This window comes from Flavobacterium sp. 3HN19-14, from assembly GCF_051373205.1.
Classification (GTDB): domain Bacteria; phylum Bacteroidota; class Bacteroidia; order Flavobacteriales; family Flavobacteriaceae; genus Flavobacterium.
Map to the genome: position 1 here is coordinate 2,899,086 of NZ_JBPPZT010000001.1, position 25,803 is coordinate 2,924,888.

At 39.2% G+C, this 25,803-nt stretch carries 26 protein-coding genes and 5 pseudogenes; 19 read left to right on the plus strand and 12 right to left on the minus strand.

The genetic code is table 11. The annotated features are described in order from the left end of the window. Positions 1-31 precede the first annotated feature (31 nt). Positions 32-981: pseudogene (locus ACSLFW_RS15645) on the minus strand (PhoH family protein). A gap of 105 nt (positions 982-1,086) precedes the next feature. On the opposite strand from ACSLFW_RS15645, the gene ACSLFW_RS15650 reads away from it, so the two are divergent. The 7 genes from ACSLFW_RS15650 to dnaN all read left to right on the plus strand — a co-directional run bounded on the left by ACSLFW_RS15650 (position 1,087) and on the right by dnaN (position 6,505). Then, complete coding sequence (locus tag ACSLFW_RS15650) at positions 1,087-1,950, plus strand: SAM hydrolase/SAM-dependent halogenase family protein (protein ID WP_436556535.1); 864 nt, start codon at positions 1,087-1,089, stop codon at positions 1,948-1,950. 3 nt (positions 1,951-1,953) lie between these two features. Further along, positions 1,954-2,349, plus strand: coding sequence for a hypothetical protein (locus tag ACSLFW_RS15655; protein WP_436556536.1), 396 nt, complete (start codon positions 1,954-1,956; stop codon positions 2,347-2,349). A 20-nt stretch (positions 2,350-2,369) separates the two neighbouring features. After that, positions 2,370-2,666: a putative quinol monooxygenase gene (locus tag ACSLFW_RS15660; protein ID WP_436556537.1), complete on the plus strand. Its 297-nt coding sequence runs from the start codon at positions 2,370-2,372 to the stop codon at positions 2,664-2,666. Positions 2,667-2,765: 99 nt separating this feature from the next. Beyond that, positions 2,766-3,491, plus strand: coding sequence for a gliding motility-associated ABC transporter permease subunit GldF (gene gldF, locus ACSLFW_RS15665; RefSeq protein ID WP_436556538.1), 726 nt, complete (start codon positions 2,766-2,768; stop codon positions 3,489-3,491). Between the two features lie 23 nt (positions 3,492-3,514). Then, positions 3,515-4,222 (plus strand): DUF7088 domain-containing protein, encoded by a 708-nt coding sequence (locus ACSLFW_RS15670; RefSeq protein ID WP_436556539.1) that lies wholly within the window; start codon positions 3,515-3,517, stop codon positions 4,220-4,222. After that, positions 4,207-5,235 (plus strand): gliding motility-associated ABC transporter substrate-binding protein GldG, encoded by a 1,029-nt coding sequence (gldG, locus tag ACSLFW_RS15675; RefSeq protein WP_436556540.1) that lies wholly within the window; start codon positions 4,207-4,209, stop codon positions 5,233-5,235. The genes ACSLFW_RS15670 and gldG overlap by 16 nt, the downstream gene beginning before the upstream one ends. A gap of 151 nt (positions 5,236-5,386) precedes the next feature. Then, a complete protein-coding gene (gene dnaN, locus ACSLFW_RS15680) occupies positions 5,387-6,505 on the plus strand; it encodes a DNA polymerase III subunit beta (protein ID WP_436556541.1) in 1,119 nt (372 codons plus the stop codon). 173 nt (positions 6,506-6,678) lie between these two features. Here dnaN and ACSLFW_RS15685 read toward each other — a convergent pair whose 3' ends face one another. From ACSLFW_RS15685 to ACSLFW_RS15695, 3 genes and pseudogenes are all read right to left on the minus strand, one after another. Next, complete coding sequence (locus ACSLFW_RS15685; protein WP_436557474.1) at positions 6,679-7,002, minus strand: aldehyde dehydrogenase family protein; 324 nt, start codon at positions 7,000-7,002, stop codon at positions 6,679-6,681. Then, positions 6,938-7,701, minus strand: a pseudogene (locus ACSLFW_RS15690) (aldehyde dehydrogenase family protein). Before ACSLFW_RS15690 ends, ACSLFW_RS15685 begins: the two are co-directional and overlap by 65 nt. Then, entirely contained in the window at positions 7,653-8,042 is a 390-nt protein-coding gene (locus ACSLFW_RS15695; RefSeq protein WP_436556542.1) for an aldehyde dehydrogenase family protein, read from the minus strand. The pseudogene ACSLFW_RS15690 and the gene ACSLFW_RS15695 overlap by 49 nt, the downstream one beginning before the upstream one ends. Positions 8,043-8,211: 169 nt before the next feature. On the opposite strand from ACSLFW_RS15695, the gene ACSLFW_RS15700 reads away from it, so the two are divergent. Further along, entirely contained in the window at positions 8,212-8,757 is a 546-nt protein-coding gene (locus ACSLFW_RS15700) for a hypothetical protein (protein WP_436556543.1), read from the plus strand. On the opposite strand, the gene ACSLFW_RS15705 is transcribed toward ACSLFW_RS15700, so the two are convergent. Next, the gene (locus tag ACSLFW_RS15705) at positions 8,754-10,520 is read right to left on the minus strand and encodes a MutS-related protein (RefSeq protein WP_436556544.1); all 1,767 of its coding nucleotides are present in this window, start codon (positions 10,518-10,520) and stop codon (positions 8,754-8,756) included. The two genes, ACSLFW_RS15700 and ACSLFW_RS15705, sit on opposite strands and share 4 nt — an antisense overlap. Before the next feature lie 53 nt (positions 10,521-10,573). Then, positions 10,574-11,413 carry a universal stress protein gene (locus ACSLFW_RS15710; RefSeq protein WP_436556545.1) on the minus strand — a complete coding sequence of 280 codons (840 nt, stop codon included), beginning with the start codon at positions 11,411-11,413 and terminating at the stop codon, positions 10,574-10,576. Between the two features lie 295 nt (positions 11,414-11,708). Between ACSLFW_RS15710 and mnmE the strand changes: the two are divergent. The 10 genes and pseudogenes from mnmE to ACSLFW_RS15760 all read left to right on the plus strand — a co-directional run bounded on the left by mnmE (position 11,709) and on the right by ACSLFW_RS15760 (position 21,139). Then, positions 11,709-13,102 (plus strand): annotated as a pseudogene (gene mnmE, locus ACSLFW_RS15715) (tRNA uridine-5-carboxymethylaminomethyl(34) synthesis GTPase MnmE). A gap of 276 nt (positions 13,103-13,378) precedes the next feature. Beyond that, the gene (locus tag ACSLFW_RS15720; protein ID WP_436556546.1) at positions 13,379-13,690 is read left to right on the plus strand and encodes a hypothetical protein; all 312 of its coding nucleotides are present in this window, start codon (positions 13,379-13,381) and stop codon (positions 13,688-13,690) included. 127 nt (positions 13,691-13,817) lie between these two features. Then, a complete protein-coding gene (locus ACSLFW_RS15725; protein WP_436556547.1) occupies positions 13,818-14,231 on the plus strand; it encodes a helix-turn-helix domain-containing protein in 414 nt (137 codons plus the stop codon). A 99-nt stretch (positions 14,232-14,330) separates the two neighbouring features. Beyond that, a complete protein-coding gene (locus ACSLFW_RS15730; RefSeq protein ID WP_436556548.1) occupies positions 14,331-15,005 on the plus strand; it encodes a hypothetical protein in 675 nt (224 codons plus the stop codon). Positions 15,006-15,153: 148 nt separating this feature from the next. Beyond that, positions 15,154-16,335, plus strand: a complete 1,182-nt coding sequence (locus ACSLFW_RS15735; protein WP_436556549.1) for an AlbA family DNA-binding domain-containing protein — start codon at positions 15,154-15,156, stop codon at positions 16,333-16,335. A 170-nt stretch (positions 16,336-16,505) separates the two neighbouring features. Continuing rightward, complete coding sequence (locus tag ACSLFW_RS15740; RefSeq protein WP_436556550.1) at positions 16,506-17,681, plus strand: protein NO VEIN domain-containing protein; 1,176 nt, start codon at positions 16,506-16,508, stop codon at positions 17,679-17,681. Between the two features lie 20 nt (positions 17,682-17,701). Beyond that, on the plus strand, positions 17,702-18,268 hold the full coding sequence (locus ACSLFW_RS15745) for a hypothetical protein (protein WP_436556551.1): 567 nt from the start codon (positions 17,702-17,704) through the stop codon (positions 18,266-18,268). A 514-nt stretch (positions 18,269-18,782) separates the two neighbouring features. Beyond that, complete coding sequence (locus ACSLFW_RS15750; RefSeq protein ID WP_436556552.1) at positions 18,783-20,039, plus strand: lipase family alpha/beta hydrolase; 1,257 nt, start codon at positions 18,783-18,785, stop codon at positions 20,037-20,039. Between the two features lie 109 nt (positions 20,040-20,148). Next, entirely contained in the window at positions 20,149-20,655 is a 507-nt protein-coding gene (locus tag ACSLFW_RS15755) for a hypothetical protein (RefSeq protein ID WP_436556553.1), read from the plus strand. A gap of 160 nt (positions 20,656-20,815) precedes the next feature. Then, a complete protein-coding gene (locus tag ACSLFW_RS15760; RefSeq protein WP_436556554.1) occupies positions 20,816-21,139 on the plus strand; it encodes a hypothetical protein in 324 nt (107 codons plus the stop codon). 312 nt (positions 21,140-21,451) lie between these two features. Here the strand turns inward: ACSLFW_RS15760 and ACSLFW_RS15765 are convergent, their stop codons facing one another. The 5 genes and pseudogenes from ACSLFW_RS15765 to ACSLFW_RS15785 all read right to left on the minus strand — a co-directional run bounded on the left by ACSLFW_RS15765 (position 21,452) and on the right by ACSLFW_RS15785 (position 23,678). Further along, the gene (locus tag ACSLFW_RS15765; RefSeq protein WP_436556555.1) at positions 21,452-21,958 is read right to left on the minus strand and encodes a peptide-methionine (S)-S-oxide reductase; all 507 of its coding nucleotides are present in this window, start codon (positions 21,956-21,958) and stop codon (positions 21,452-21,454) included. Then, positions 21,955-22,332, minus strand: a complete 378-nt coding sequence (locus tag ACSLFW_RS15770) for a peptide-methionine (S)-S-oxide reductase (RefSeq protein WP_436556556.1) — start codon at positions 22,330-22,332, stop codon at positions 21,955-21,957. Before ACSLFW_RS15770 ends, ACSLFW_RS15765 begins: the two co-directional genes overlap by 4 nt. Next, positions 22,313-22,441, minus strand: coding sequence for a peptide-methionine (S)-S-oxide reductase (locus ACSLFW_RS15775; RefSeq protein ID WP_436557475.1), 129 nt, complete (start codon positions 22,439-22,441; stop codon positions 22,313-22,315). Before ACSLFW_RS15775 ends, ACSLFW_RS15770 begins: the two co-directional genes overlap by 20 nt. A 66-nt stretch (positions 22,442-22,507) precedes the next feature. Then, positions 22,508-22,947: pseudogene (gene msrB / locus ACSLFW_RS15780) on the minus strand (peptide-methionine (R)-S-oxide reductase MsrB); the annotation flags it as partial. 224 nt (positions 22,948-23,171) lie between these two features. Next, positions 23,172-23,678 (minus strand): hypothetical protein, encoded by a 507-nt coding sequence (locus tag ACSLFW_RS15785; protein WP_436556557.1) that lies wholly within the window; start codon positions 23,676-23,678, stop codon positions 23,172-23,174. A gap of 153 nt (positions 23,679-23,831) precedes the next feature. Here ACSLFW_RS15785 and ACSLFW_RS15790 point away from each other — a divergent pair, with 153 nt between their 5' ends. Further along, positions 23,832-24,731, plus strand: a complete 900-nt coding sequence (locus tag ACSLFW_RS15790) for a phospholipase A (protein WP_436556558.1) — start codon at positions 23,832-23,834, stop codon at positions 24,729-24,731. On the opposite strand, the pseudogene ACSLFW_RS15795 reads toward ACSLFW_RS15790, so the two are convergent. Beyond that, a pseudogene (locus ACSLFW_RS15795) lies at positions 24,732-25,597 on the minus strand (DUF808 domain-containing protein). It abuts the gene before it with no gap. Positions 25,598-25,803 lie beyond the last annotated feature (206 nt).

The following is a 25,803-nucleotide window of genomic DNA, read 5'->3' on the forward strand; positions in this document are numbered from 1 at the left end:
GGCCTTTAATACATGTAATGATCGTCGATTTTTAATCGTGATTTTCAATCTGCTTATAAGCGTCAATCACTTTTTTAACGAGTCTGTGGCGAACGATATCCTTATCATCGAGGTAAATAATGCCGATGCCGTCGATATCTTTTAAAACCAGCAATGCTTCTTTCAATCCCGAAATTGTCCTACGTGGCAAATCGACTTGTCCTGATCGCCAGTAATCATGAATTTTGCGTTTTTCCCCATACGGGTCAGGAACATTTTCATTTGGGAATGCGTTGTATTCTGCGCTTCGTCAAGAATTACGAAAGCATTGTCCAGCGTTCGTCCGCGCATGAATGCCAGCGGTGCAATCTGGATAATTCCCTTCAAAATATAATCTTCCAGTTTTTCATTAGGAAGCATGTCGCGCAACGCATCGTATAATGGCTGCATGTACGGATCGAGTTTTTCCTTCATATCTCCCGGAAGAAAACCAAGATTTTCACCGGCTTCAACTGCAGGACGTGTCAGGATAATTCTCTTGACCTGCTTTTCTTTCAAAGCTTTTACCGCCATCGCCACTCCTGTGTAGGTTTTCCCGGTTCCGGCCGGGCCGACTGCAAAAACCATGTCGTTCTTGTTCATCGTATCGACCAGAAGCTGCTGGTTCGGCGTCATCGCCTTGATGATCTTGCCGCCTACGCCGTGAACGAGGATTTTGTCGTGGTCGCCCATGCGCTCTACCTGCTGGCTTCCGCCTTCGATTACACGCTCGATGACATTGTCGTCAATGTTATTGTAACGCGTAAAATGCAGCATGAGCCTGTGGAAACGGTTTTCGAATTCATCAAGCACTTCTTTTTCACCAAAAGCCTTTATCGTCGTGCCGCGCGCAACGATTTTCAATTTCGGATAGTATTTTTTAATGGTTTCAAGATGAGTGTCTTGAGCGCCCCAAAAATCTTTCGGAGCGATGTCTATGAGCTCAATGATTCTTTCGTTCAAATGGAGTAGTATTTAATTAAAAAATAGTCGATGATAATTATTAGCTTTGTATCCAAATTTAATGAAAATTCAGCTTACGTTTTTGTTTTAGTTATAAACAATTTTATGTCAATAATTACCCTTACGACCGATTACGGACTTAAAGACCATTTCGTTGGCGCCTTGAAGGGTAAGGTTTTTACAGAATTTCCTGACGCAAAAATCGTAGACATCTCACACGACATCGATCCGTTCAATATTGCCGAGGCCAGTTATATGATCGGTGCGGCGTATATGGCTTTTCCGAAAGGCACAGTGCACTTAATCGGCGTTGATGCAGAACTCAACAAAGAGAACCAGCACATCGCCGTACAGTGGAACGATCATTATTTCATCTGCGCCGATAATGGCATTTTGAGCATGCTGATGCAGAATGTCATGCCGCAGAAAATGGTCACGATTAATATCCATGACCGATTGAATATCGAAGCGACTGATTTGGATGTATTCGTGAAAGTCGCCTGTCATCTCGCCAAAGGCGGTTTATTAAATGTCATTGGAAAAGAAATCAAATCCATAAAACAATTTACCGAAATAAAACCGGTGATTGCTGCCGACCAGAATTCGATAAAAGGATATGTGATCTACATTGACCATTTCGGGAATTTGGTAACCAATATCAGCCGGAAGATTTTTGTCGAAACTGCAAAAGGGCGTCCGTATGAAGTGATGCTTTCACAAGGCGCTAAGCCCGGCAATAAAGGAAACATCAAAAACATCTGGCCGAAATATTCTGATATTGCAGTATCAGATAAATATCCTGTGAAATATTATGAAGGCGACAAACTGGCGATTTTCAATGAAGCCGGATTTCTGGAAATAGCGATTTTCCGAAGCAATCCGTCGAGTGTTGGAAGCGCAGCCAGCTTATTAGGATTGACTTATCGTGATGTGATAACCATAAACTTTTTTACCAACCAAAACCTTTAAATTATGAAATTGAAATTATTGATCTCAGTATTGCCGCTTTTCTTATTATTTCAGGATGGAATTATCGATGGGCGTTACAAGAACCAGAAACATGATGCTGTTTATGGTGCCGAAATTTCTCAAAATGGCTCACAAATCAAATTCTATGTCAAAAAAGATGAAAATGGCCCTGACGACATGACGCAATATGCTACGGGAACGATTGTGAAAGTGAACCAAAAATATTACATCGAAAATATAAAATCGCCGTTTCTATCTGAACCGAAAACTGACAAACTCGAAATGAAAATTAAAGGCGGCGTACTCGAGTTTAAAAGCTACCGATTGATGTCTAATTTATATGACCAAATTATAGTCTATTCTAAAAACATCAAATTTGAACGAGAAGTGCAAAAATAATAACCTTTCAATTGATGCCCATGTTTGTAAGAATCGTAAAAATGTCCTTCCACGAAGAAAATATCCCGGCATTCCTTGCCAATTTCGAATTGATGAAGGAAAAAATACGAAACGCGCCCGGAAACCGTTTCTTAGAACTGTACCAGGATAAGAATGACAAATGCATCTTCTTCACTTACAGCTATTGGGAAACCGACGAAGATCTGGAAAATTACCGCCAGTCTGAATTATTTTACGACGTCTGGGCATTCACAAAAAAACTGTTCAATGCAAAACCTGAAGCTTGGAGCGTTGATAAATTGATAACATTAGCCTAAAGTCAAAAGTCGAAAGTTGGAAAGTAGCAGATTGTGTGTAATTTTGCGTTTCGGATTTCGACTTTCGACTTTCGACTTTAAACTTTTGACTAAAATATAATGAAAGCAATCCTCCTTAGAGAAATAAAATCCTTTTTCGGTTCGCCGATCGGATATCTCGTCATCGCCATTTTCCTGTTGCTCAACGGGCTTTTCCTTTGGGTCTTTGAAGGCGATTTTAATATCCTGAATTCCGGTTATGCCGATCTGGCACCGTTTTTTACTTTAGCGCCCTGGATTTTGATTTTCCTTATTCCGGCCGTAACGATGCGCAGTTTTTCAGACGAAAAGAAACAGGGAACTTTGGAGCTTTTACTGACAAAACCGATTTCCATCTGGCAGATTGTGAATGGGAAATTTCTGGGTGCGATGTTACTCATTGTCATTGCTATCATTCCGACTTTTATTTATGTGAAAGTGACTTCAGATTTGGCAATTGACGGAAGCAGCATCGATATGGGAAGCACCATCGGTTCTTACTTTGGATTATTATTCCTCATTGCCGCTTATTCTGCGATTGGCATTTTCACATCTACGCTTTCTGACAACCAGATTGTGGCGTTTATATTATCGGTTTTCCTGTGCTTTGTGTTCTATTTTGGTTTTGAGGGAATTGCCACTTACGTGAAAGGATTCGACTCATTAATCGCATCATTCGGAATGCAGGCACATTTTAAAAGCATGGGGCGCGGCGTTCTGGATACGCGTGATATCCTGTATTTCCTGAGCCTTTCGACCGTTTTCCTGTCGCTAACCGTTTTCAAATTAAAATCCTATAAATCGTAATGAGTACCTACAAAAAAAACAATTTGAAAAAACTGTTCGTTACCATCGGTTTATTGATTTTGATTAATATTGCCGGACATTTCTGGTTCCACCGATTCGATTTAACGAAAGACAAAAGATATACTTTATCGCCGGTTTCGCTTGGGATTATTGAACAGGTGAAAGAGCCTTTGTATGTTGATGTTTTTCTTGAAGGACAATTTCCCGGAGAATTCAAAAGGCTGCAGACGGAAACACGTCAATTACTTGAGGAATTCAAAGCTTATAATCCTGACATCGAATTCCGTTTCATCAATCCTGTTGATGATTCCGAAGGCATGGAAGAGCAGAAACGCCAGTTGATTTACGATTTATTCAAACTCAGCGGCGAGATAAAATCTGAAAAAGACGAAAAGGAAATCAAGCAAAGTATCGCAGCGGTTACCGATTTGAACAAAGCCATACAAGACACATTCTTAGGCAATGGCATGCTTCCGATTAATGTAACGCTTGAAGATAAAGGCAAGCAAACGCAGGAAGTCGTTTTTCCGTGGGCGATTGCGACTTACAAAAACCGTACGGTTAAAATTCCGCTTCTGAAAAACCTGATGGGAGCTTCAACGCAAAATAAAGTCGAAAGTTCGGTACAGCACATGGAATATGCTTTCGCGAATGCGTTCAACATCGTCACCAACAAAAAGAGAAGAAAGTTGCGGTCATTAAAGGCAACGGCGAAATGCACGATTTGCTGATGGCCGATTTCATCAAGCAAATCCGCGAACAATATTACATCGGCACATTTACGCTCGATTCTGTCGCGAAACAACCGGTTCAAAGTGCAGCCGCATTGAAAAAATACGATTTGGCGATCATCGCAAAACCAAAAGAAAAATTTACCGATGCAGAAAAGCAGGTTTTAGACCAGTTCGTCATCAATGGCGGAAAAACGCTGTGGCTGATGGATGCAGTAAATATTGAAATGGACAGCCTGAATCAAACCGGTTCCACCCTCGCCTACCCGAATGATGTGGGACTGAACGATATGTTCTTCAAATACGGCTTCAGGATTGAGCCTGAACTGATTAAAGACGAGCAATCTACGCCAATTAAGCTTGCAACAGGACAAGAAGGCAGCGGCACGCAATACACCCAATATTTCTGGAAATATGCACCGCTGATTTATCCCGGAGAAAAAGATGCCAATCCCATTGTAAAGAACCTCGACGGCATTAAATTCGATTTTGCCAATCCGATTGACGTATTGCAGAATGACATTAAAAAAACAGTCTTATTAAAATCTTCACCGTTCTCAAAACCAATAGGAACGCCGGTTGAAGTGAAACTCAGCATGGTTTCTGAAGAAGCGACTAAAGCCGATTATGCCAATTCAAAAGGAAATTTTCCTGTAGCTTTATTGCTCGAGGGAAAATTCACTTCGGTCTTCAAAAACCGCGTGAAAGCTTTCGACGATAAGACCTTCAAAGACGATGGCGCCGCCAACAAGATGATTGTCGTTTCTGACGGAGATGTCATCCGCAATCAACTTGACAAAAATTTCCAGCCATTGGAATTGGGCTACGACAAATGGGTTGGTGCTGTTTACGGAAATAAAGAGTTTGCGATGAACTGCGTGAATTATCTTTTGGATGATAACGGCCTGATTTCCATACGCAGCAGAACGTCAGCCTGGCGGCTTTGGACAAAGAGAAAGTTTATGAAAATTATACGCAGTCGCAAATCATTACGATTGGCGTTCCGCTATTGATTTTGCTGGTTTTCGGTGTATTATTTACGTTCCTCAGGAAAAGAAAATACAGCCGCTAAACTGTTGATAAAATTGTAGCAAATAAAAAATATATGTTTGTAAAATGTAAAAATTATACTGATTTTTACCAAGATTTAAAAAAAACACGAAAATGAAGTTTATTGTATCGAGTTCGTACTTATTAAAACAATTACAGGTATTGGGAAGCGTCATCAACAGCAGCAACACCTTACCTATCTTAGATAATTTCCTTTTTGAGCTTGACAGTAAAACCCTGACGGTTTCAGCCTCAGATTTAGAAACTACGATGTCTGCAACTTTAGAAATCGATTCGGAAAGCAAAGGCAGTGTAGCCGTTCCCGCGAAACTTTTATTGGAAATACTTAAAACTTTCCCGGAACAGCCGTTGACATTCACCGTTGAAGAAAACAGTACGATTGAAATCAGCTCGAATTCTGGAAAATATGCGTTGGCTTATGCGCCGGGCGAAGAATTCCCGAAAGCGGTAAACCTTGACGATCCGTCTGTAACTTTGGTTCCTGCAGATGTTTTGGCAACTGCGGTTAGCAAAACGATTTTCGCTGCCGGAAATGATGATTTGCGTCCGGTTATGTCTGGCGTTTTCTTCCAGTTTTCCCCAGAAGGATTGACTTTCGTAGCTACTGATGCCCACAAATTAGTGAAATATGCACGCACTGACGTGAAAGCGTCACAGGTAGCCGATTTCATAATGCCGAAAAAACCTTTGAACATTTTGAAAAGCATTTTAGGTGCTTCGGATGCAGAAGTGAAAATCGAATACAACAATTCAAATGCAACATTCTCTTTCGATAATTACGTTTTGATGTGCCGGTTGATTGACGGGAAATACCCGAATTATGAAGCGGTAATCCCGAAAGAAAATCCGAATAAATTGATGATCGACCGATCGCAGTTCCTAAGTTCTGTGCGTCGTGTGGCAATTTTTTCTAACAAAACCACGCACCAGATCCGCTTGAAAATTGCAGGTGCAGAATTGAATATTTCTGCAGAAGACATCGATTACTCCAACAAAGCCGAAGAGCGTCTGACCTGTGATTACCAAGGTGATGACATGCAGATTGGTTTCAACTCACGTTTTCTTACAGAAATGCTTACGAATTTACAATCAGACATGATTTTACTGGAAATGTCGATGCCGAACCGCGCGGGAATCCTTACTCCGGTTGACGGACTCGAAGATGGCGAAACCGTTACGATGCTCGTAATGCCGGTAATGCTCAACAACTAGATAATTTTTGCCGTACCCATTCGGAACGATTATAACCAACCCAACCAAATTTGTGAAACCGCGACAGTAAATGTTGCAGTTTTTTGTTTACACAGATTGCACAGATTTGCACAAATTATAAAAGAAATAATTGGTGAAAATCTGTGCAATCCGTGTTATCTTTCTATAACCATCTAACTAACTTTTATCACTTTTTTATTCACAAACTCTTCAATTCCAAGAGGTGACAATTCCCTTCCATAACCGGAACGTTTTGTTCCGCCGAAAGGCAAGTCAGGGCGCGATGCTAAATTCTCATTTATAAAAACCATTCCGGTATCGATTTGGCTGGCTACATTCACGGCACGGTCAATATTTTTACTGAAAACGGAACCGCCAAGTCCGAAACCGGTGGCATTGGCGAGCGAAATCGCTTCTTCTTCATCTTTAACTTTATAAAATGAAGCGACAGGTCCAGAATAATTCTTCTTTGTAAGCGACTGAACCTTCTGGAATATCTGTCAGGATTGTAAAATCATAAAACGCGCCTTCACGGTCAATTCGTTTGCCTCCGACAACAATTCGTGCTCCGGCTTTGACTGTATCATCAACTTGCTGTCTTATTTTTTCCGCGGCTTCTTCGCTGACCATCGGACCGATTTTCGTATCGCTTTGCATGGGTCGCCAACTTTGTATCCGGTGATTTTTTGCGTGAATTTTTCAAGGAATTCATCAGCAACATTTTCAACCGCAATAATCCTTTTTGAAGAAGTGCACGATTGACCGGCATTGTTGAATCTTCCTAAAACTGCTTTTTCAACCGCCAAATCGATGTCTGCATCGTCAAGAATGATAAATGCATCGCTTCCGCCCAGTTCTAATACTGATTTCTTGAGATTTTTCCCGGCAGCTTCCGCGAGGCTTGAACCTGCTTTTTCGCTTCCTGTAAGCGACATTCCGGTAATGCGGTCATCTTCTGCCAACCTGGCGATTTTGCTGCTGTTGAGGAATAAATTCGTGTAAATTCCATCAGGCGCACCGGCTTCCCTGAAAATATCTTCAATCATCTGTGCGCATTGCGGCACATTCGACGCGTGCTTGATCATGATGACATTTCCGGCAGCGATATTGGGCGCTGCAAGTCTTCCTACCTGGTTAAAAGGGAAATTCAGGGCTCGACACCCAGAATGATTCCGGTTGGCGTAAATCGCACGAATGCTTTTCCATCCTTCACTTCAAGAGGCTTGTCTTCCAGGAATCTTTCGGCGTGGTCGGCATAATATTGGTAGACAGAAGCGCACATTTCGACTTCACTTTTACTTTGTGCAATGAGTTTTCCCATTTCGAGTGTAATCAATGCGGCGAGTTCATCTTTTCGGCGTAACATAATGGCAGCGACATCTGACAATAATTTGGCGCGGACTTTTACGTTTGTATGCCGCCATTGCTGAAACTCCTGATGTGCCTTCGCTATTTTGCTTTCGAGTTCGGTATCAGTGATTTCTTCAAAAGTCTTAACAACTTTGTTGTTGTATGGATTGGTGGTTTGGATTGGCATGTTTTTGATTTAAAATTTGTATTAAAGTTACATACACTTCATTGAAAAACATCGGGTTTTAAGGTAACTTTAAATTTTGTTTGAGTTGCGAAGATGCTTCAGGAAAATATGAAAAATAACAACTATTCAATTACATTTGTCGGAACTATAAAAACCTTCAATCTCAATCATGAAAAAACAACTTTTAATCATTATTTCAATTTTCGCTTTAAGCTGTAGCGGAGACGACAATTTACCTGATGCAACTGCCTTAAACTTAATTACCGGCATCAATTGCAGGCAAAACTTCGACGATGCGCCTTTGAAAATTGGAAATCCAAACATTTTCGTAAATAACAAATTCGTCATATTTCCAAATCCTGCCACGTCAAATGTTTATATTTTATCGCAGGAAAATATTACCAATATTTGGGTGGTACCATCGGACCCTCAGAAGATTTATCAGGATACGGATTTCAACGCAATCTTAAATTCAGGTTTGTATACCGAAACTTCCATCATAGCGAAATCTGATTTGTCGATTAACGCGCAACCGTCAGACCATATCAACCTTGATATCACTGGTCTTGAAAAAGGATATTATAAAGTTTTTATCAAGATTGGCGGCCAGGTACCTGGGACAACCTGTTCAAATATGATGACCAACAGGACAATGAGGCGCAATTTGGCGAAATCACGGATTTTTGGAATTAAAAAATTGCTGAAAGATTATTAGATAATTTCCATTTTCTTCATCAAAAATGTCGCACTCTTATTTTTGCAAATGCCATCGCGGAGCTTGTAATCAAAATGCAGATCGTCGTTGATGATTTCAACTTCGAAGCATTTATTGGTGAGTTTTTCAGGAAATTCATTGGTCGTAAGGCAAACTTCAATATCATGCGTGGCAATAGCGCCAATGGCATTTTTGGCAATCATTTTCTTAACGACCGCGATAGTGCCGCTGCGTTTATCGTCGGAATTGGTGCCACGCAGGATTTCATCGAGCAATACAAAAGCCGTTTGGTTTTCGAGTCCGTCCATGATTTGCTTAAGGCGCTTGATTTCTGCATAAAAATAAGATTCACTGTCAGTCAATGAGTCAGACAATCGCATCGAAACCATCACCGGCATCGGATGTACATTCGCCTTTTCGGCGCAGACCGGCGCTCCCATTCCGGATAAAACCATGTTAACACCGAGGCTTCTCAAAAATGTACTTTTCCCGGACATGTTTGAACCTGTTAAAATCATAAATGATTGTGGCTGGAAATTTACGTCGTTGCCAACGCGTGTTGCCTTATTCAACAGTGGATGGCTCAGGTTTGTAAAGCTGATTTCTTTATTGGAATTGATTTCAGGGAAAGCAAAATCCGGGTTGTTGTAAGAGAAATTCGCTAAACTGTTCAGCATTTCAAATTCACCGATAACTTCAAGCCATGATTCGAGCAATTGTGCATTTTGTTTTTTCCATTTCAGAAGCGCATTCAGAATGTGGATGTGGAAGAGAAAAGTGCCGTTGAAAAGCATCGTCGTAACCAAATTGCCAATCGCATCCATATAAGAAAACAATTCGGACAACTTTTTCAGTTGCACGCTGGCTTTTTGGTCACGCAGTTGTTGTTGCAGCGCAAACAGTTTTTGAGAAGTAAATGTTTCGTTTTCGATTTTTTCAATGATGAGCCCGTATTGCCTGATGGTTTTATCGATGCCGTCGGCATATTGGATTTCAGCTTTGATCCGCTTGAAAAATTTCCCAAGGAAAGACATGTTCAGCACAAAAATAAAGGAGAGCACTTTCGTATACTCAATATTTCCTGTGATGATATAGGCTATCATAACACCGAAAAACAAAACCGGCGTCACATAAGCCAATTGCAACGATTGCTTAGAAACCGGTGCCATAACCGATTTTGCCCATTTTTGCAAGGCAGTGAATTGAGAATGGGAATCTTTTCCGGTTCTTCCCAATGCCATAAAATCCTGGCGCCATTCGAGCTTTTGGGATAATTCTTTAATCGCTTCCTGGTTTTGGCAGATGGTTTCGTTTGGTGAAAGTTCCCACAATCCATTAGCTAAAGCCTGTTTTCCGGGATAAGTTGTCGTGCGGTTTAAATTATGGAAAAGTGAATTGGCACCAAATATATCAAGATCATAAGCGTAAGGATGTGAATTGCTGTTGAAACCGACGCCGTTTTCAAACGGAATTGCCTTTCGTTCCAGATAGTCAGTTTCATCAGTGTTTATTTTTATGACGGCTTCGCAGATAGCCTTTTTACGCGAAAGCGTTGTATGCCTTCTCATCAAAAAAATAAAAGCCGTAAAAAGCAGCATTGCGGCAATCGTAAAAATAGTATTGCCGGTTTTGATCAGGTAAAACAAAGAAACCAGCATTAGCAAAATACTCATCAGCCTTAAAAAACTGATGGTATTGTACTGCTTTTTAATCTTCCCGAGTTTTGTGTTGAATTGCGCGGCGCGTGTTTTGTAGACTTCCATGGATAATTGACAATGTTAGGCGAAAGTAACCAATAATTGTCAATTATAAACGCTTAATCTTCGTGCATTACCATGAGCGGAATGTGCGTGTGATAAGCCATTTTCTTAGTCCGGCTTTCATGAAAAAGGCTTTCGAAAAACCCGTGCCGGTGGTTGAACATCGCCAGCATATTGATGCCGTTTGACATTGTAAAATCAATAATTGCCGATTCAACGCTTGCATTTTCAATGATATTGAAGGTGACCTTATCTTTAAAGTTAAGTTCCCAATCGGCAATGACCACTTCATTGACTTTGTCACCCGGAGTCCTTACATAAATGCAATCGACGCGGGCATTGAAATTTTCAGCAATCGAAATGACGCGTTTTAGCGATTTGACTTCATCTGCCTTGAAATGCGTGGCGAACCCGATACGTTTGACAGGCTGAAAAACTGCCGATTCCGGAATACCAAGTACAACAGCTTTTGTTGAAGTCATGATTTTTGCCGTAACGGTACCGAGGAAAATTTCTTCAATCCCCGATGCGCCTTTGGTACTCATCACAACATAATCGATATGTTCCGCTTTGATCAATTCGAGGATATTGCTGACCAGATCACCTTCTTTAAGCACATTGCTGATGCAGACATCGCCTTTGCCCTGCTCTTCTGCAATTGTATGCAGCAATGGCACTTTTCCTTTGAAATTTTCAAAATTGCTCATTTCCAGAATATCGTAAGTTTCAAGCAGGTATGGCGCCGCGCCAAATTCTGCACCCTGGTCTATGGCAGGCACCATGTACACATGCAGTGTTATGATCTCGGCGTCACAGCTGTGTGCAAGTTCCAGCGCATATCGAAATGCATTGAGTGAAGCTTTGGAAAAATCTGTTGGGAAGAGTATCTTTTTCATGGCAATGGGAAATTAGATGTAAGTATAAAGTTACAACGCAATTGGGCGGAATGGGTTTGGTTTTGGAATTATTTAACGGAAATAGCATACAGATTTACAGATGAAACGAATTTCTTTGTAGAATATTGAAACTCAATTATAACACGAATTACACAAATTTTCACAAATTTGTTAAACGCTGAATTTGTGGAAATTTGTGCAATTCGTGTTAAACAATATATAGAAATCTGCAACAATCTGTAAAATCCGTGGTCATCTGCGTTCCATCAAATTTGCTTACTTTTGCAAAAAAAAGATGCTCCACAACGACCCAATAGTAGCACTCGCAACACCTTCCGGTTCCGGCGCGATTGCCGTTATCCGCATTTCGGGAATTAATTCGATTGCTATAGGGAATTCGATTTTTCGTTCCGTGAAGGGAAAAGAACTGACGAAACAAAAATCGCATACGCTGCATTTGGGACACATCATCGACGGCGATAAGACTTTGGATGAAGTACTTGTGTCGGTTTTCAAAGGCCGAATTCCTACACAGGCGAAGATACGATTGAGATTTCATGCCACGGTTCGCCTTACATACAACAACAAATCATACAATTATTACTGCGCAACGGCTGCAGGATGGCGCAGGCGGGTGAATTTACGCTGCGGGCTTTCCTGAATGCCAAACTCGATTTGTCGCAGGCAGAGGCTGTAGCCGATTTGATTGCGTCAGACAACGAAGCGTCGCACCAGATTGCGATGCAGCAAATGCGCGGCGGCTTTAGCAATGAGATTGCACGACTGCGTGAAGAACTCCTGAATTTTGCTTCTTTAATTGAGCTTGAGTTAGATTTTGCAGAAGAAGATGTTGAATTTGCCGACCGTACCCAATTTTACGAATTATTAAACCGAATTGAATTCGTCCTGAAAAGACTAATCGATTCATTTGCCGTTGGAAATGTCATCAAAAACGGCATTCCGGTTGCGATTGTCGGTGAACCGAATGTCGGGAAATCGACGTTATTGAATGCCTTACTCAACGAAGAACGCGCCATCGTTTCCGACATTGCCGGAACAACGCGCGACACCATCGAAGACGAATTGGTCATTGACGGCATTGGATTCCGATTCATCGATACTGCCGGTATCCGCGAGACGACCGATGTGGTCGAAAGCATCGGCATCCGCAAGACGTTTGAAAAGATGGATCAGGCACAGGTCGTTGTTTACTTAATTGATAACGGGCAATTGATAATTGACAATTCCCTTGAAGTCGTGAAAGTTGAAATTGAGAAAATCAAAAATCAATTCCCGTTAAAACCGCTTATTATCATCGGTAACAAATCGGATAAACTGAATCAAAGCCAAACTTTAAATATCAAAGCTGAAATTCCTGATATCCTTTTGATAAGCGCTAAAGAAAATATCGGTGTCGATTTATTAAAATCGAAACTATTGTCATTTGTAAACACCGGTGCTTTGCGCAATAATGAAACGATTGTGACCAATACACGGCATTACGATTCGCTGCTCAAAGCACTTGAGGAAATCCAGAAAGTGAATTATGGTTTGCAGACGAACCTGCCGTCAGACTTAATGGCGATCGATATCCGTCAGGCGTTGTATCATTTCGGTGAGATTACCGGACAGGTGACTAATGATGAATTGTTGGGGAACATTTTTGCGAATTTCTGCATCGGGAAATAATTGTACTGGTAGAAGAAAAAACTGTCTATTTCAACTTTGCGTAGAATAACAGCTCTAATACCGCAAAATATGCGGAGATTAGAAAATGTGTCAGTTGCGTGGAATTATAAATTTGTCATTGTCAGCGAACGTTAAAATTGTGTCACCATAGTGGGCTTATCCTGCACTTTAGGTGCACTCTAACAGGACTTATGGCGCAAGTTGGTATCTCCAAAATTGCAGATGAGCGTGTATTAGCGATATTAATCGTAAGTTTATATCAGTAAATATCATACCATGCCTGTTCTTGAAATCCCGAAAAAATATAAAGCTGAATTGCGACAACTTGATGCTGCGATACAAACATTGCATGAAAGCAAAATCAGGGTGCTGTTTGCGATTACCGGCATTACGCTAAGTGATCAGGAATTTAGTGATGTGGTTGAATGGGAACTAATTATTGTGACCGTTAAAGACCGGCAGATGCTGTTGCAGCTTAACAAATTGGCTGCCTATGTGCCGAATCTGAAATTTATGGTTGATACGGAACGGGATATTTTTTCGCTTGTACAGGGTGACAAAAAGCGGCGCGTATGGAAAGAGCGTTAGTGCGGATTTATCATTTTCATTGTTGCGTAATTTACGCTACAATTTATTGTATCGTGCGTCCCTAAAATTTGTATTTTTGTTTTGACCACCCTGCGATTTTAATATTAAATCTTAAACCAAAATCATTATGGAAACCAACATTAAGCCAAAACACATAGGAAGAAACATTAGCAGGATCAGGGAACTGCGTGGCATGAAGCAGGACGCATTGGCTATGGCCATTGGCGTAAGCCAGCAGACCATCTCGATAATTGAGAACAGTGAAAAAGTTGAAGAGGAGAAACTAGAGCTGATAGCAAAGGAGCTGGGCGTTAGTCCGGAGGCGATTAAAAATTTTAGCGATGAAGGGGTGATTAATTACTTTAATAGCTTTCACGACAATGTTGTTACAACAGGTAGCATATTCGCTACCAATTGTACATTTAACCCACTTGATAAGCTAATTGAATCACACGAAGAAAATAAGCAGCTTTATGAGCGGTTGTTGAAGGCTCAGGAGGATAAGGTTGAGTATTTGGAGAAGTTGTTGAATAATAAGTAATTACAACTGTTTACAAATGCTTGTAATTTTTACGGATATTGTCATTTGTAAATGGAACTTGCATGTTTTATAGCTTAGCAGTTATACTTAAATCAGGACATGAAAAGAATTTTAGAAGACACAAATACATTACTTGCATCGATTGTTGGAACTATTGGCGGCCTTATCTGGGCAATAAAAACTAGTTGGGATTATGAACCTGTAATTCTTCTTTCAGTTTCAGTAATAGGGCTTTTATCATTTTTAGGTATTAAAATTTTTGTAGAAAATGTCAGACCGATCGTAGAAGTTGAGTTAAATCAAACTGGTAGTAATGATAGCCCAATGATGATGGCGCCAGGTATTAGTCCACAAAATAATGAAGGATATTACTTAAGTGAGGAAGATGGAATTTATCATTACGAATTTGAACATCAATATGATTTAGTTATTCGCAACAATTCAATCAACAATGCATATAATGTAAATATCTATGTTGAAGATAAATACTTTTTAAAATTTCAAAATTATACAAGTTCACTTGAACCTTTGATGATAAATAAGCCGAAAGTCATAAAAGTAAAATATGAATTTGGTGAAAATATGACACAGCAACAATCACTAGATGAATTGTCTGTTAAGTTCAATGATCAACTTAAAAAAACAAATTTTATTATTGAGTATCAAGATGAAAATAGAAAAACCTATTTCACACAATTCAATGCACCAAAAACAAATCAAATTCTTAAGAAAAATCCTAAATTTGACAAAAGCAAATACAGGTTAATTAGCTAATACGACTGCCAACATGGGTTTGGCAAAATTGCGACACAATCTGAAAAATGAAGCAGTATTTTCCATAACTTCGTTTTCAGTCACCGAGAGGTTTTGAAGTTGCTGCAACTTTTCGAAGCCTAGGTCTTTACCAAACATAATTTCTCCTATGAAAGAACTTTTCGATATAATTGAGTTTGAAAATGAGAACACTTCGTTGGATTTCAAAGCAGTTCAATATAAGAAAGAACAATTTGAGAGTTTCATAAAAGATATTATTTCACTTGCCAATGCAATTACAAAAGAGGATAAATATATTATTGTTGGCGTTAAATTAAAAGGTAACGGGGAACGCGATATTTTAGGAATTAGTGAGGAATTCATCGATGAAGGAACATATCAACAAATCATTATAAATAATGTTGAGCCAGAAATCGTTTTTCAGTACTTCCCTTTAGAGTTTAAGTCAAAAAAGTTAGGTATTTTTCAACTTAAGGAAATTTCAAACCCTCCTTATATGATGAAAAAAGATTATGGAAAATTAAAACAAGGAGATAGTTTCATTAGAAAAGGCTCACATCAAAAAAAGCTAATAAGAAGTGATTTAGACAAGATTTTTTCCAATAAATCGAAAGAAAATAAATTTAAAGGGAAAGTTACATTTTCATTTGAAGAATTTGAAATTTCCGCCGAAAAAATTATTGAGCAAAATGAGATAGTTTTACCTTCAGCAAAAGCTGAACAGAAAATTAAAAAAATTATTTCTCAAAAAGAATTTGCAGAAAATCATAAACCAGTCTCAATGATGTATCAAATGCCTCGTATATATTCACTATTCGGAAATTCAACTTATGAGGAAAGGGATTTACCAACTCTAAGAAAAAACCTTGAAAATGTGAATGAAACATATAAAGATGATGACACATATTACTTACTAGAAGAAACCGCCCATAAAATAAACTTCTTTATCACGAATGATAACGATGAATATATTGAAGACGCATCGATAGAAATTTGTATAAAAAAATCTGATAAGATTATAGTTTGCAAATCGATATGTCCCAAACCAGAAAAACCTACTAGCCCCCTGCAACCTATAAACCTTGCTGGAAGTAGACCCTCATGGAAAAGTATAAATTACCCTGAAGTTAGTTTCGCAATGGATAATATCAAAATTTTTCAAGAGATTGGAAATATTAAACATCAAATTTCCCAAACAGCTTTAAAAGTCCCTTTTCGTTTAGTTTTAACAAAAAATTGTAAGCAAGATGTTCTTGATCTTGAAATTAAACTATATGGTAAGAACTTACCAGAACCAATATCTGAGTATTTAAAATTAAAAATAATATGAATTCGTTTGCTAACGTAGGCTTCGCAAAATTGAGGCATAATCTGCAAAATCAAATCATTAATTTTCATGATTTCCATCTCCGTCACCGAAAAGACTCGGTTTCGAAATTGCCGCAACATCTCAAAGCCCTTGCCGTTACCTGCCATTTAATCAACACCAATTTTTAAACCATGAAAAATACTACAATCGTTATTTTGGTTGATAACTCTGGCAGCATGGGCTACATGAAAGGACTTAAAGATCATGAAGATAAATATCTTATAGATGGTGTCACAAGAATGAGCCTAATCAAAAAAATTCTTCTTGAACAAATTATACCAACGATAGAATATACCAATCACTTAATTATTCGAACATTTAGACATGAAAGGAAACAGATTGACGGTGAATGGGCAGATGTTCCAACAACTCCATTAATTTATAAAGGCGAATTTTGCAAACAAGACGTTTTTAACGAAATCGAGAAATTAATCGACCCAATGCCAGGCGGAACGCCGATTACGGCTGCAATTGACCAAGCAGTAACAGACTTAAAAAATTTCCCATCAAATGATAAAAAGATTATTTTGCTGACAGATGGAGAAGAGAATGGTAACGGAAATTACATCGAAACAATTCGTAATATAGGAAGATTTGATGATATAGATTGTAAAATTTTTATTGTTGGACTTGCGCAAGATGAATCTGCGGAGAAAAAAGCTAGAGCAATTGCGACTGGTGGTTACTTAAATATTAAAAGTAAAATCATTGAAAGTAATGAAGTTCAAAAAGTACTTGAACCTTTAAAAATCGCTGTTCTAAAAGATACGATTGATAACTTAAGAAAGGTTAAAGATGCCATTCCTGCAACTGCAACTCGATCAAATTCTAATTCACATCGAGTCGAAGAATTATTAAATACGGGTTTAACATCGACTACACTTACTATTGATGACGAATACAGCGAAGAATTAAGATTTAAGAGTGAAAAATTTGTATATGAATTGTTGTGTAAGAAATTTAATTCTGAAAATGTAGTTTGGTTAAATAAAGACGGTGAAAGTGGTGAATCACATGACTTTGAAATTCTTGATGAGGGACACGAAATTTTATTAGTTATTGAATGTAAGGGAACAAGCAAGGAAAAGCCTACATTTTATTTGACTCCGAAAGAGTGGAAATATTTTTTAGGAATGAGAAGCAAATATCAGGTATATCGTGTTTTTAATGTTGATTCAACAATGAATGCTCTTTGCATAGATAATCTTTTAGACAGCATACTAAATGGACAAGTCGTCCCGTATTTACTAACTCCCGAAATACTACACGAAGAAAGAATATTTTTGACACTATTAACCGGCAGGTAAATAACATTAGTTAACCTACAATGAGAAAAAAAAATATGGACGAAGAATCAGAAGAAAAAGATTCTATTCTTCTAGGAACACAAGGTTTTAGCGAAGAATTTACAAGTGCTGTTGGAAAGTTAACTCTTAATTTTGCACACTTAGAATTTATGTTTTCAATGTTTGCAGGCATGCATATGAATACCGGATATCCTTACAACGAGCTTGTTTTATCTGAATTTAGTTTTCGTCAACTTGTAAATGTCTCAGTTGGATTACATGACTTATTTGAACCGACAAAAGATGAACGTTTAAGGTTCAAGGAAATTGTTAAGCAAGCAACGTTATTAGAACAGCAACGAAATACAATTACCCACTCATTTTATGGAATGCATGAAAAAAGCAAAACAATAGTGCGTCACAAAAATGTAACACGAGCAAAAGGCGGTTACAGACAACATAGAGAAGAAATCACGGCTGACGCTATATTGTGCATTGCTTATAATATAGAAGAAATTAGTTTTACTTTAGGCGAATTAATTTATGAAATAAATGACCGCTGGTGGGAAAATGATCCCAAAAACCCAAAGAACTTATCGAGTAGTTAATGAGCCCGTTCACTCCATTAGGACATTTTTTTGCGAAATTCTTTGCATATTTTTTTATAAATTCGTTACGGTCACCGAAAGAACTCGGCTCCGAAACTGCAGCAGCTTCGCAAAGCCGTTACAGGCAATGTTATCGCGGAATCAAGAATATAACGATATATAAGACAAAAAAACTAAAAATTACACCAAGAAAACAGCTTATAAAAGGCTAAATAATTAGAAGACATGAAGGGAAATCGAACTCATGGTTTAGACTTTTTGAAAAAGAAAAAAGGGATAGTATAATAATATTTGTACATGGTTTGATTGGAGGACGTGAAACTTGGCTTCGAACGGACGATAGCAAATCAATTCTTGAACATTTATTGGATGACAATCAAATATTACACGATTATGATATCGGCATTTTCGACTATTTCACCAAACTTACAGACATTACCGAACTTCCTTTGAGTTTTATAAGTAAATTTATGGGACGAAAAGAAGAGCAAGGCTTAATCTAAGTGTAATCGATTTGTCTGATCTTCTCGAAACCGAGATACGTGTTAAATGTACAGATTATCAAAATATTGTACTAATCGCTCACAGTATGGGAGGGCTAATTTGCAAACATTATATACTGAACGAAATAAAGGAAAACAGGGAGTTGAAGGTAAAATCTTTTATTTCATTAGCTGTTCCGCACCAAGGTGCTCAATTAGCTAATATTGGTTCAATAGCTTTGAAAAATATGCAATTGGTAAATTTATCTGTTTTAAGCAATTTGACAGACCAAATGACAAGAGAATGGCTACAGTATTCATCATCAATTCCAAAAACAACTTATTTCATAGGCAAAGAAGATCGGGTAGTAACAGAAAATTCAGCAAAGGCAATTGACTTCCAAAGCGGAAGCATAAATTTCACTAATGATGATCACTCTTCAATTATTTGCCCTGCCGGAGATAGTTCATTAATGCTTGAAATTAAAAATAAACTTACCAAAACAAGCAAGAAAGAATCGGCAACTATCAAGGATAGTGAATTAAAATTAACTGTTGACTTTAATTTTGATACACATTATTTTGACATTATAGATACTCATGCTAATGTGCAACTATTTTGTGAGGAAATCTTATATAAAAAAGATCGTAAATCAGAATATGATATTATCATTTGTATATCACAAGAACAAGAATATAGAGATAAAATATCAAAATTATTGACCCTCGAAGATTCTCATGAAAACAAAAAAATAATATTAGATACAAAAAGATATTTGGACTTCTTTGACGATTTAAAAATAATACTACAATTTAAAATAAATTTATTATTTGACTTAAGTTCAGCATCTTTATTTAGATATGATAAATTGGAAGTTTATTCCGATATTTTAATGAAAATAATTTCAGATCATCAATTAAACTATTCCGGAATTGGAGCATTCCCCAATCTTGAAAGGTTGAATAAACTTAAATTAGAATGTTATATTCCATTGAGAGTTGACGATGCTGAAATTGACTTTGTATTTCCAATTTATCTAGATGATATCGAATTTGACGACATTGTACAACGGAATGGCGATGGACTTGACAGAAATGTTTTCTTTAATTCACTTAGATATAGAAAAGCTTACAATCTATATGATTTTTTTCCGCCACCATTTATTAATCAGAAAGTTATTCATGTTTTAACACATTACGCTTATGATTTTTACAAAAAGCATAATGATGTATTTGACAACAATTCTAATTGGAAATCTCTACATAACTATTATGTTGGTCTTGGATAAAACACTGCCTATAACAAGTATCGTGACAAAATTGCGGCACAATCTGCAAAATTGAACCAGTATTTTCCGTAATTTCGTTTCCAGTCACCGAATGAACTCCGCTTCGAAATTGCCCGCAACTTCAAAGACTGTCAGGCGTCAGCACCAACCCATGAAAAATATTATAATTCTGCTAGCATTTCATTTCAGTATCATTTGTTTCGGGCAAACGAATAAATTACCTGTGCCATCAAAATCGTTTCTCGAACAAATTCATATTAAAGACAATGCTGATTTAATATATCTTTCTAAATATCTTGGAAAAAAATCTGAAAAAACTTTAGAACGTTTCGATGAATCCAAACAGGTTTGTTCGGCGGAATATAAATTCGGAACCGGGATAATATTGACTCAAAATTTTTGTTCAGAATCTGGAAATAACGTGAAAATAGTCTTCCCGTTTTATCCCAAAAGCGAAATCGTAAAGTATGTAGAATGGTTATTTAAGACCAACGAAAATGATTGGAACAATGACAAAACAAGATATCAACCAAAAGAAGATGGTAATCCGGGTTGTTACTTACAAATAAAAACATTTAAAGAAAAAACAGTCTTGGAATATTATTGTGGCTGTTGATTTGAACTGCTGTCAACAGCAACCTTTAGGACAAAAATAACAAATACTAAAAGTAGAAATCTTACATTTTCTCTTCAAACCACGTATTTCTACCTGCAACCAAACCCATCCATTTCCCTAATTTAGCATAACAAATCCAAAAAATCAAAAGTTAAACGACATGGAAATCCAATTAAACCTTATCAGCTTAGCTAACGAAGACAACCTTGAAGTTGTGATCATGCAGAAAAATTATGCCGACAACTATAGCGAACTTGCCGTGGCGTGGAAGGTCATTAAAGTTTTAGGGCCGGGCGATAACCATCCGTTTGTTTTTCCGCTCATTTTTCAGGTTTCGGCGAGCGATGCATGGGCAACTATACGCCGGCGTCCGAGGCTTATGGCGGAGAGGCATTTGAAGTTGTACGGTCAATATCAGGCGATGCGATGCAGTATTACGGGACTGCCATCAATCCAAAAGAAATCGAAATTCACAACCACCTGATGCAAGGAACCGTTAATGCGCATTGCTTCAGGGGCGGAAACTCCTTGCAATCAAAAACGGACTGTCGCCGCAACAGAAAGCAGTTTTTGAATTTCGCCCTATTATTTGCATCGGTATTACTTCGCAGGCTGAAGAAGGGCAAATATTAAACTCGGCACAAATTTCAAAAATCAATACCGAGCTGAATATTTTTGGCATTAAGAGCGCCGATATCGTCATGACCGAACGCATCATCGACAAAAAAAAGATATATAACTTTTCGCTGGAAAATGTTGTAAGGTAATTTGTGTTTCTGTTTTATTAAAGCAGGCATTATAGCAAATGCCCCAATTTCCCTGCATCAGCAAAATCAGCAAACTGCTCCAGAATCACCTTCAATTTCGGATTGATATACAGCTCGCAAAACGGCTTTTGCGGGTTGCTGAAATAGTAATCGAGCAACTCCGACCTGCTTTCAGAAAATTCAGCGAAAGGTAAAATTTGCGTAATAATCGGTGCTGCGAAATCTGACTGTAAACTGCTGATTATCTCACTTGCCGATCGGCTGTCTTCATCATTAAACGTATAAACTGCAGAGCGAAATTTCCCGCGCATAGAATGCTGGCTTGTACTGGCATGGGTGTAAAGATGAATCGCAATCAGCGTAGCAAACGGAATGATTTCAGGGTTGTAAGCCACCAAAACGCCTTCTGAAAACGACGTGTTCTCGCCATCTGAAGCAATCCATCCCTGACGAACTGATACGACGCCTTTGAGCGCACTGAAAACCGCTTCCGTACACCAATGGCAACCGCCGCCAAATCCGGCCTGGGTTATCATACAGCCGGATTTTCTTCGGTATTTTTCAATTTGCTTTTGAAGAGTTCCCTGAACTTTTTGAGCTTCGGGTCGATTACGGCGCGGCAATAACCTTCAGTGGCGTTGTTCGCATAATAATTCTGGTGGTAGGCTTCCGCTTTGAAGAAATGCCCGAACGGCGCGATTTCAGTTACAATTTCATCTTCATAAACAGCTTGCATTTCGGCAACGATTTGTCGGGCACGCTCCTGCTCTTCCTGATTTTTGTAATAAATTACACTTCTGTATTGCGTCCCGGCATCTGCGCCCTGGCGGTTCAGCGTTGTCGGGTTGTGCGTACTCAGGTGTATGCGCAGCAAATCTTCATACGAAATCTCATCCGGATTGTAAGTCACTTCGATTACTTCGGCGTGTCCGGTCCCTGCCGCTGCATACTTCACGATAAGTCGGGTTGTCGATTTGCCCGCCGGCATAACCGTTTGCGACATTCGTAACGCCTTTCAGCTGGTTGAAAACGGCTTCTGTACACCAGAAACAACCTCCGCCGAATACTGCTTTCTTCTCGTTACCCTCTACTTTTTTAAGCGCAACGGCGTTCATGCAGTAGCGCAGCCCAGCCGGTTTTGGCCCGTCAGGAAATACGTGCCCCAAATGTGCATCGCAAGTGTTGCACACGGTTTCTACGCGTACCATTCCGTGACTGGCATCTTTGTTGTAAGCGATTGCGTTTTCCTGAACCGGCTGCGTAAACGATGGCCAGCCCGTGCCGCTGTCGAATTTCTCAGAAGCGTCAAAAAGCGGTGTGCCGCAACAAACGCAGGCGTATTTTCCGGGTTCGAACAGCGAACACATTTCTGAACTGTGCGCGCGTTCGGTGCCCTTGAGGCGCGTAATTATGAATTGTTCGTGTGTAAGCAGCTCACGCCACTCATCATTAGTTTTGGTAACTTTTTTGTCCGGACAGGGTTGCCGGTTGTGGCGAATTTGATAACATCGATCCATTTTAACATGGTAATTTCCTTTCTTAAATAATTAGTGTACTGAGAAGTATAAAAATTATGCCAAACGACTACCGGATGGATTTTGGAAACTATTCACGCCTTTTTGGCAGTGCAAATAAATCTTTTACGTAGGAAAGAGTTCCGAACTATCGCCAGCCAATAACATTTGCGGCACTTGCGTGAAAGCGGTAAAAGCTCCCGTTCCCGACGGCCTGTCTAAAACCAGCACCATATCATAACGCGAACCCGGCCACGGAAGCTGTAGGAATCGGCAGACTTGATGGCGTTGTACCTGTTTCTTTCAGCAGGTGCGTGAGGATACATTCATCGCCTGTTTTTTCGGGAAGAATATCCTGATGCTGCCATGAAATCAAAACGGTGCCGGACTGTTTGAGCGCATCTTTGACCATATCGTGATAGTCCTTATCCTTAAAAGACAGGATGAGATTTACTGACGAACCGATCTTGGCGTATAATTGTGTAATGGTTTGATACGGACGCTGGCTCGGCTCTTTGCCGCTTGATTTATCGGCTGGATCTGAAGCATAAATTGTATCCGGTGTCGCTAATGCTGCATCTTGGAAGGCGCCATTAGTAGGATAAAAAAGATTGGCGATTGCACCGCCCCGCTCCCATCCTGCCGTAACGAGTGATTCAGCATCGGCCTGTCCTGCGCGATTGATGCCGTTTAAAGTATAACCGCCATAATCGCCCGGTTTTTCGGCATGGCGGATAATCATTATTTTTGTTGGTCCATATTGATTGGCTTTTGAATTTATGCTTCGATAAAATTAAAAGCTAAATTTGGAATAAATGCGCGTAGAAATACGCGATTTTAGTCGTCTTCACTGCGTGAAAAGCAATATCTTTGAGAAAATCAACATATCCTGACCATGAGGAAAATTTTATTCCTGCTGTTTTTGTTAACTTCACTAAGCGCTTTTTCACAGATTGACGCGCTGCAACGCGATACTAAAAAACCGAGAACCATGTCGCAACGCTGGGAATTGGATTCGACCGCAACACGAGGCACTTTCCTGATTACGCCCTACAAGCCTATATTCATGCTGCCGGTGCGATGGACAAGCAGTACGAACGAAACGCCGTATTCCGGCAATGATTCTGAAGAATATATCGTTCCTGAAGGCAGTAATTACAATAATATCGAGGTCAAATTCCAGATCAGTTTTAAGACCAAATTATTGCAGGGCATTTTGTGGAATCGCTGTGATCTTTGGGCAGGTTACACGCAGGTTTCACATTGGCAATTGTATACGACTTCGTTGTCGCGCCCGTTTCGGGAAATCAATTATGAACCTGAGCTTATCCTGAACGTTCCGTTGCATTTTAAGATTTTAGGATTTAATGTAAGAATGGCCGGAATTGCGTTCAACCACCAATCCAACGGAAAAAGCCTTCCTTTTTCACGAAGCTGGAACAGGATTATTTTTCACGTCGGGATTGAAAAAGGCGCGTGGAGTATTTATGCAAGGCCCTGGCTGCGGTTAAGTGATACCGAAGATGATAACCCGGATATTGCCGATAAGCTTGGGCGTGCTGATCTGAACGTGATTTACACGCACAACGGACAGGTATTTTCGCTAATCGGCAGCCATAATTTAAGTTTCGGCACTGCTGTAAAAGGAAATCTTACCTTTTCGTGGTCGTATCCGATCAAAGGCAATTTGAAAGCTTATCTACAGGCATCGCACGGTTACGGCGAAACGATGATCGATTATAATCATTTACAGACGACGGTTGGCGTAGGGATTTCTTTGGTGGAATGGCTTTAATCATCGTCTTATCAAAACAATGAATTTCTTTACGGCCGTCACCAAAACAACAGTAAGCAGTCCGGCAACCAGCCCAAAAAGTGCTTCTTTAAGAATGTCCGGAAGCGAAGGAAGCAGATGATGCAAATAACCAATGTTATGGACAAAAATTCCGCCGGACACTAAAATCAATGCTATGGTTCCGACTACACCCAAAAGTCTTATAATAACCGGAAGCGATTTCACTAGAACATTTCCAAGAGCAGAAAGAAAACCTTTGTTATTGCCGTATCTGATAAGCTTGTAACCGGCGTCATCCATCCTGACAATAAGGGCAACAATGCCGTAAACACCGATAGTTGCTAGTAATGCGACGACAGAAACGGTGATGACTTGTACGGTTACGCTTTCCTCGAGTACGGTGCCTAAAGCAATAATTACAATTTCAACAGACAGAATAAAATCAGTAGTAATCGCAGATTTTATCTTCGATTTTTCAATATCCAGGTCATAATTTGCCGATTCGATTACATCATGGCCCTCCTCAGTTTTAGCATGAAAGAAATATTCGATGATTTTTCTACGCCTTCATAAGCCAGGTAAAATCCGCCTAAAACAAGTGCAATTTTTATCGCAATCGGAAAAAACACATTGAGCAATAAAGCGATTGGGACAATAATTAATTTATTGACCAAAGAACCTTTTGTGATGCCCCACAATACCGGCAACTCCCTTGAGGACAGAAATCCGGTAGCTTTTTCAGCATTTACCGCGAGGTCGTCGCCTAATATCCCGGCGGTTTTTCCTGTTGCTACTTTGGTGGTCACGGCAACATCGTCCATCAAAGCGGCGATGTCGTCGAGAATTGCAAAAAATCCTGAAGCCATAAATTTGTAATTAATCGCAAAAATAAGGAATTAATCGACGAATTTACCCCGTTAAGAACATATATAAATTCCAAAAAACAAATTCCAAATTCCGATTTTGAAGATTAGGATGGTTAGAATTTGCTTTTTGGAATTTCCCTTTTTAAAATCAGGTATAAATACGCATAAACGCTACAAAATATTCATTTACATTTGAAAAATTACAG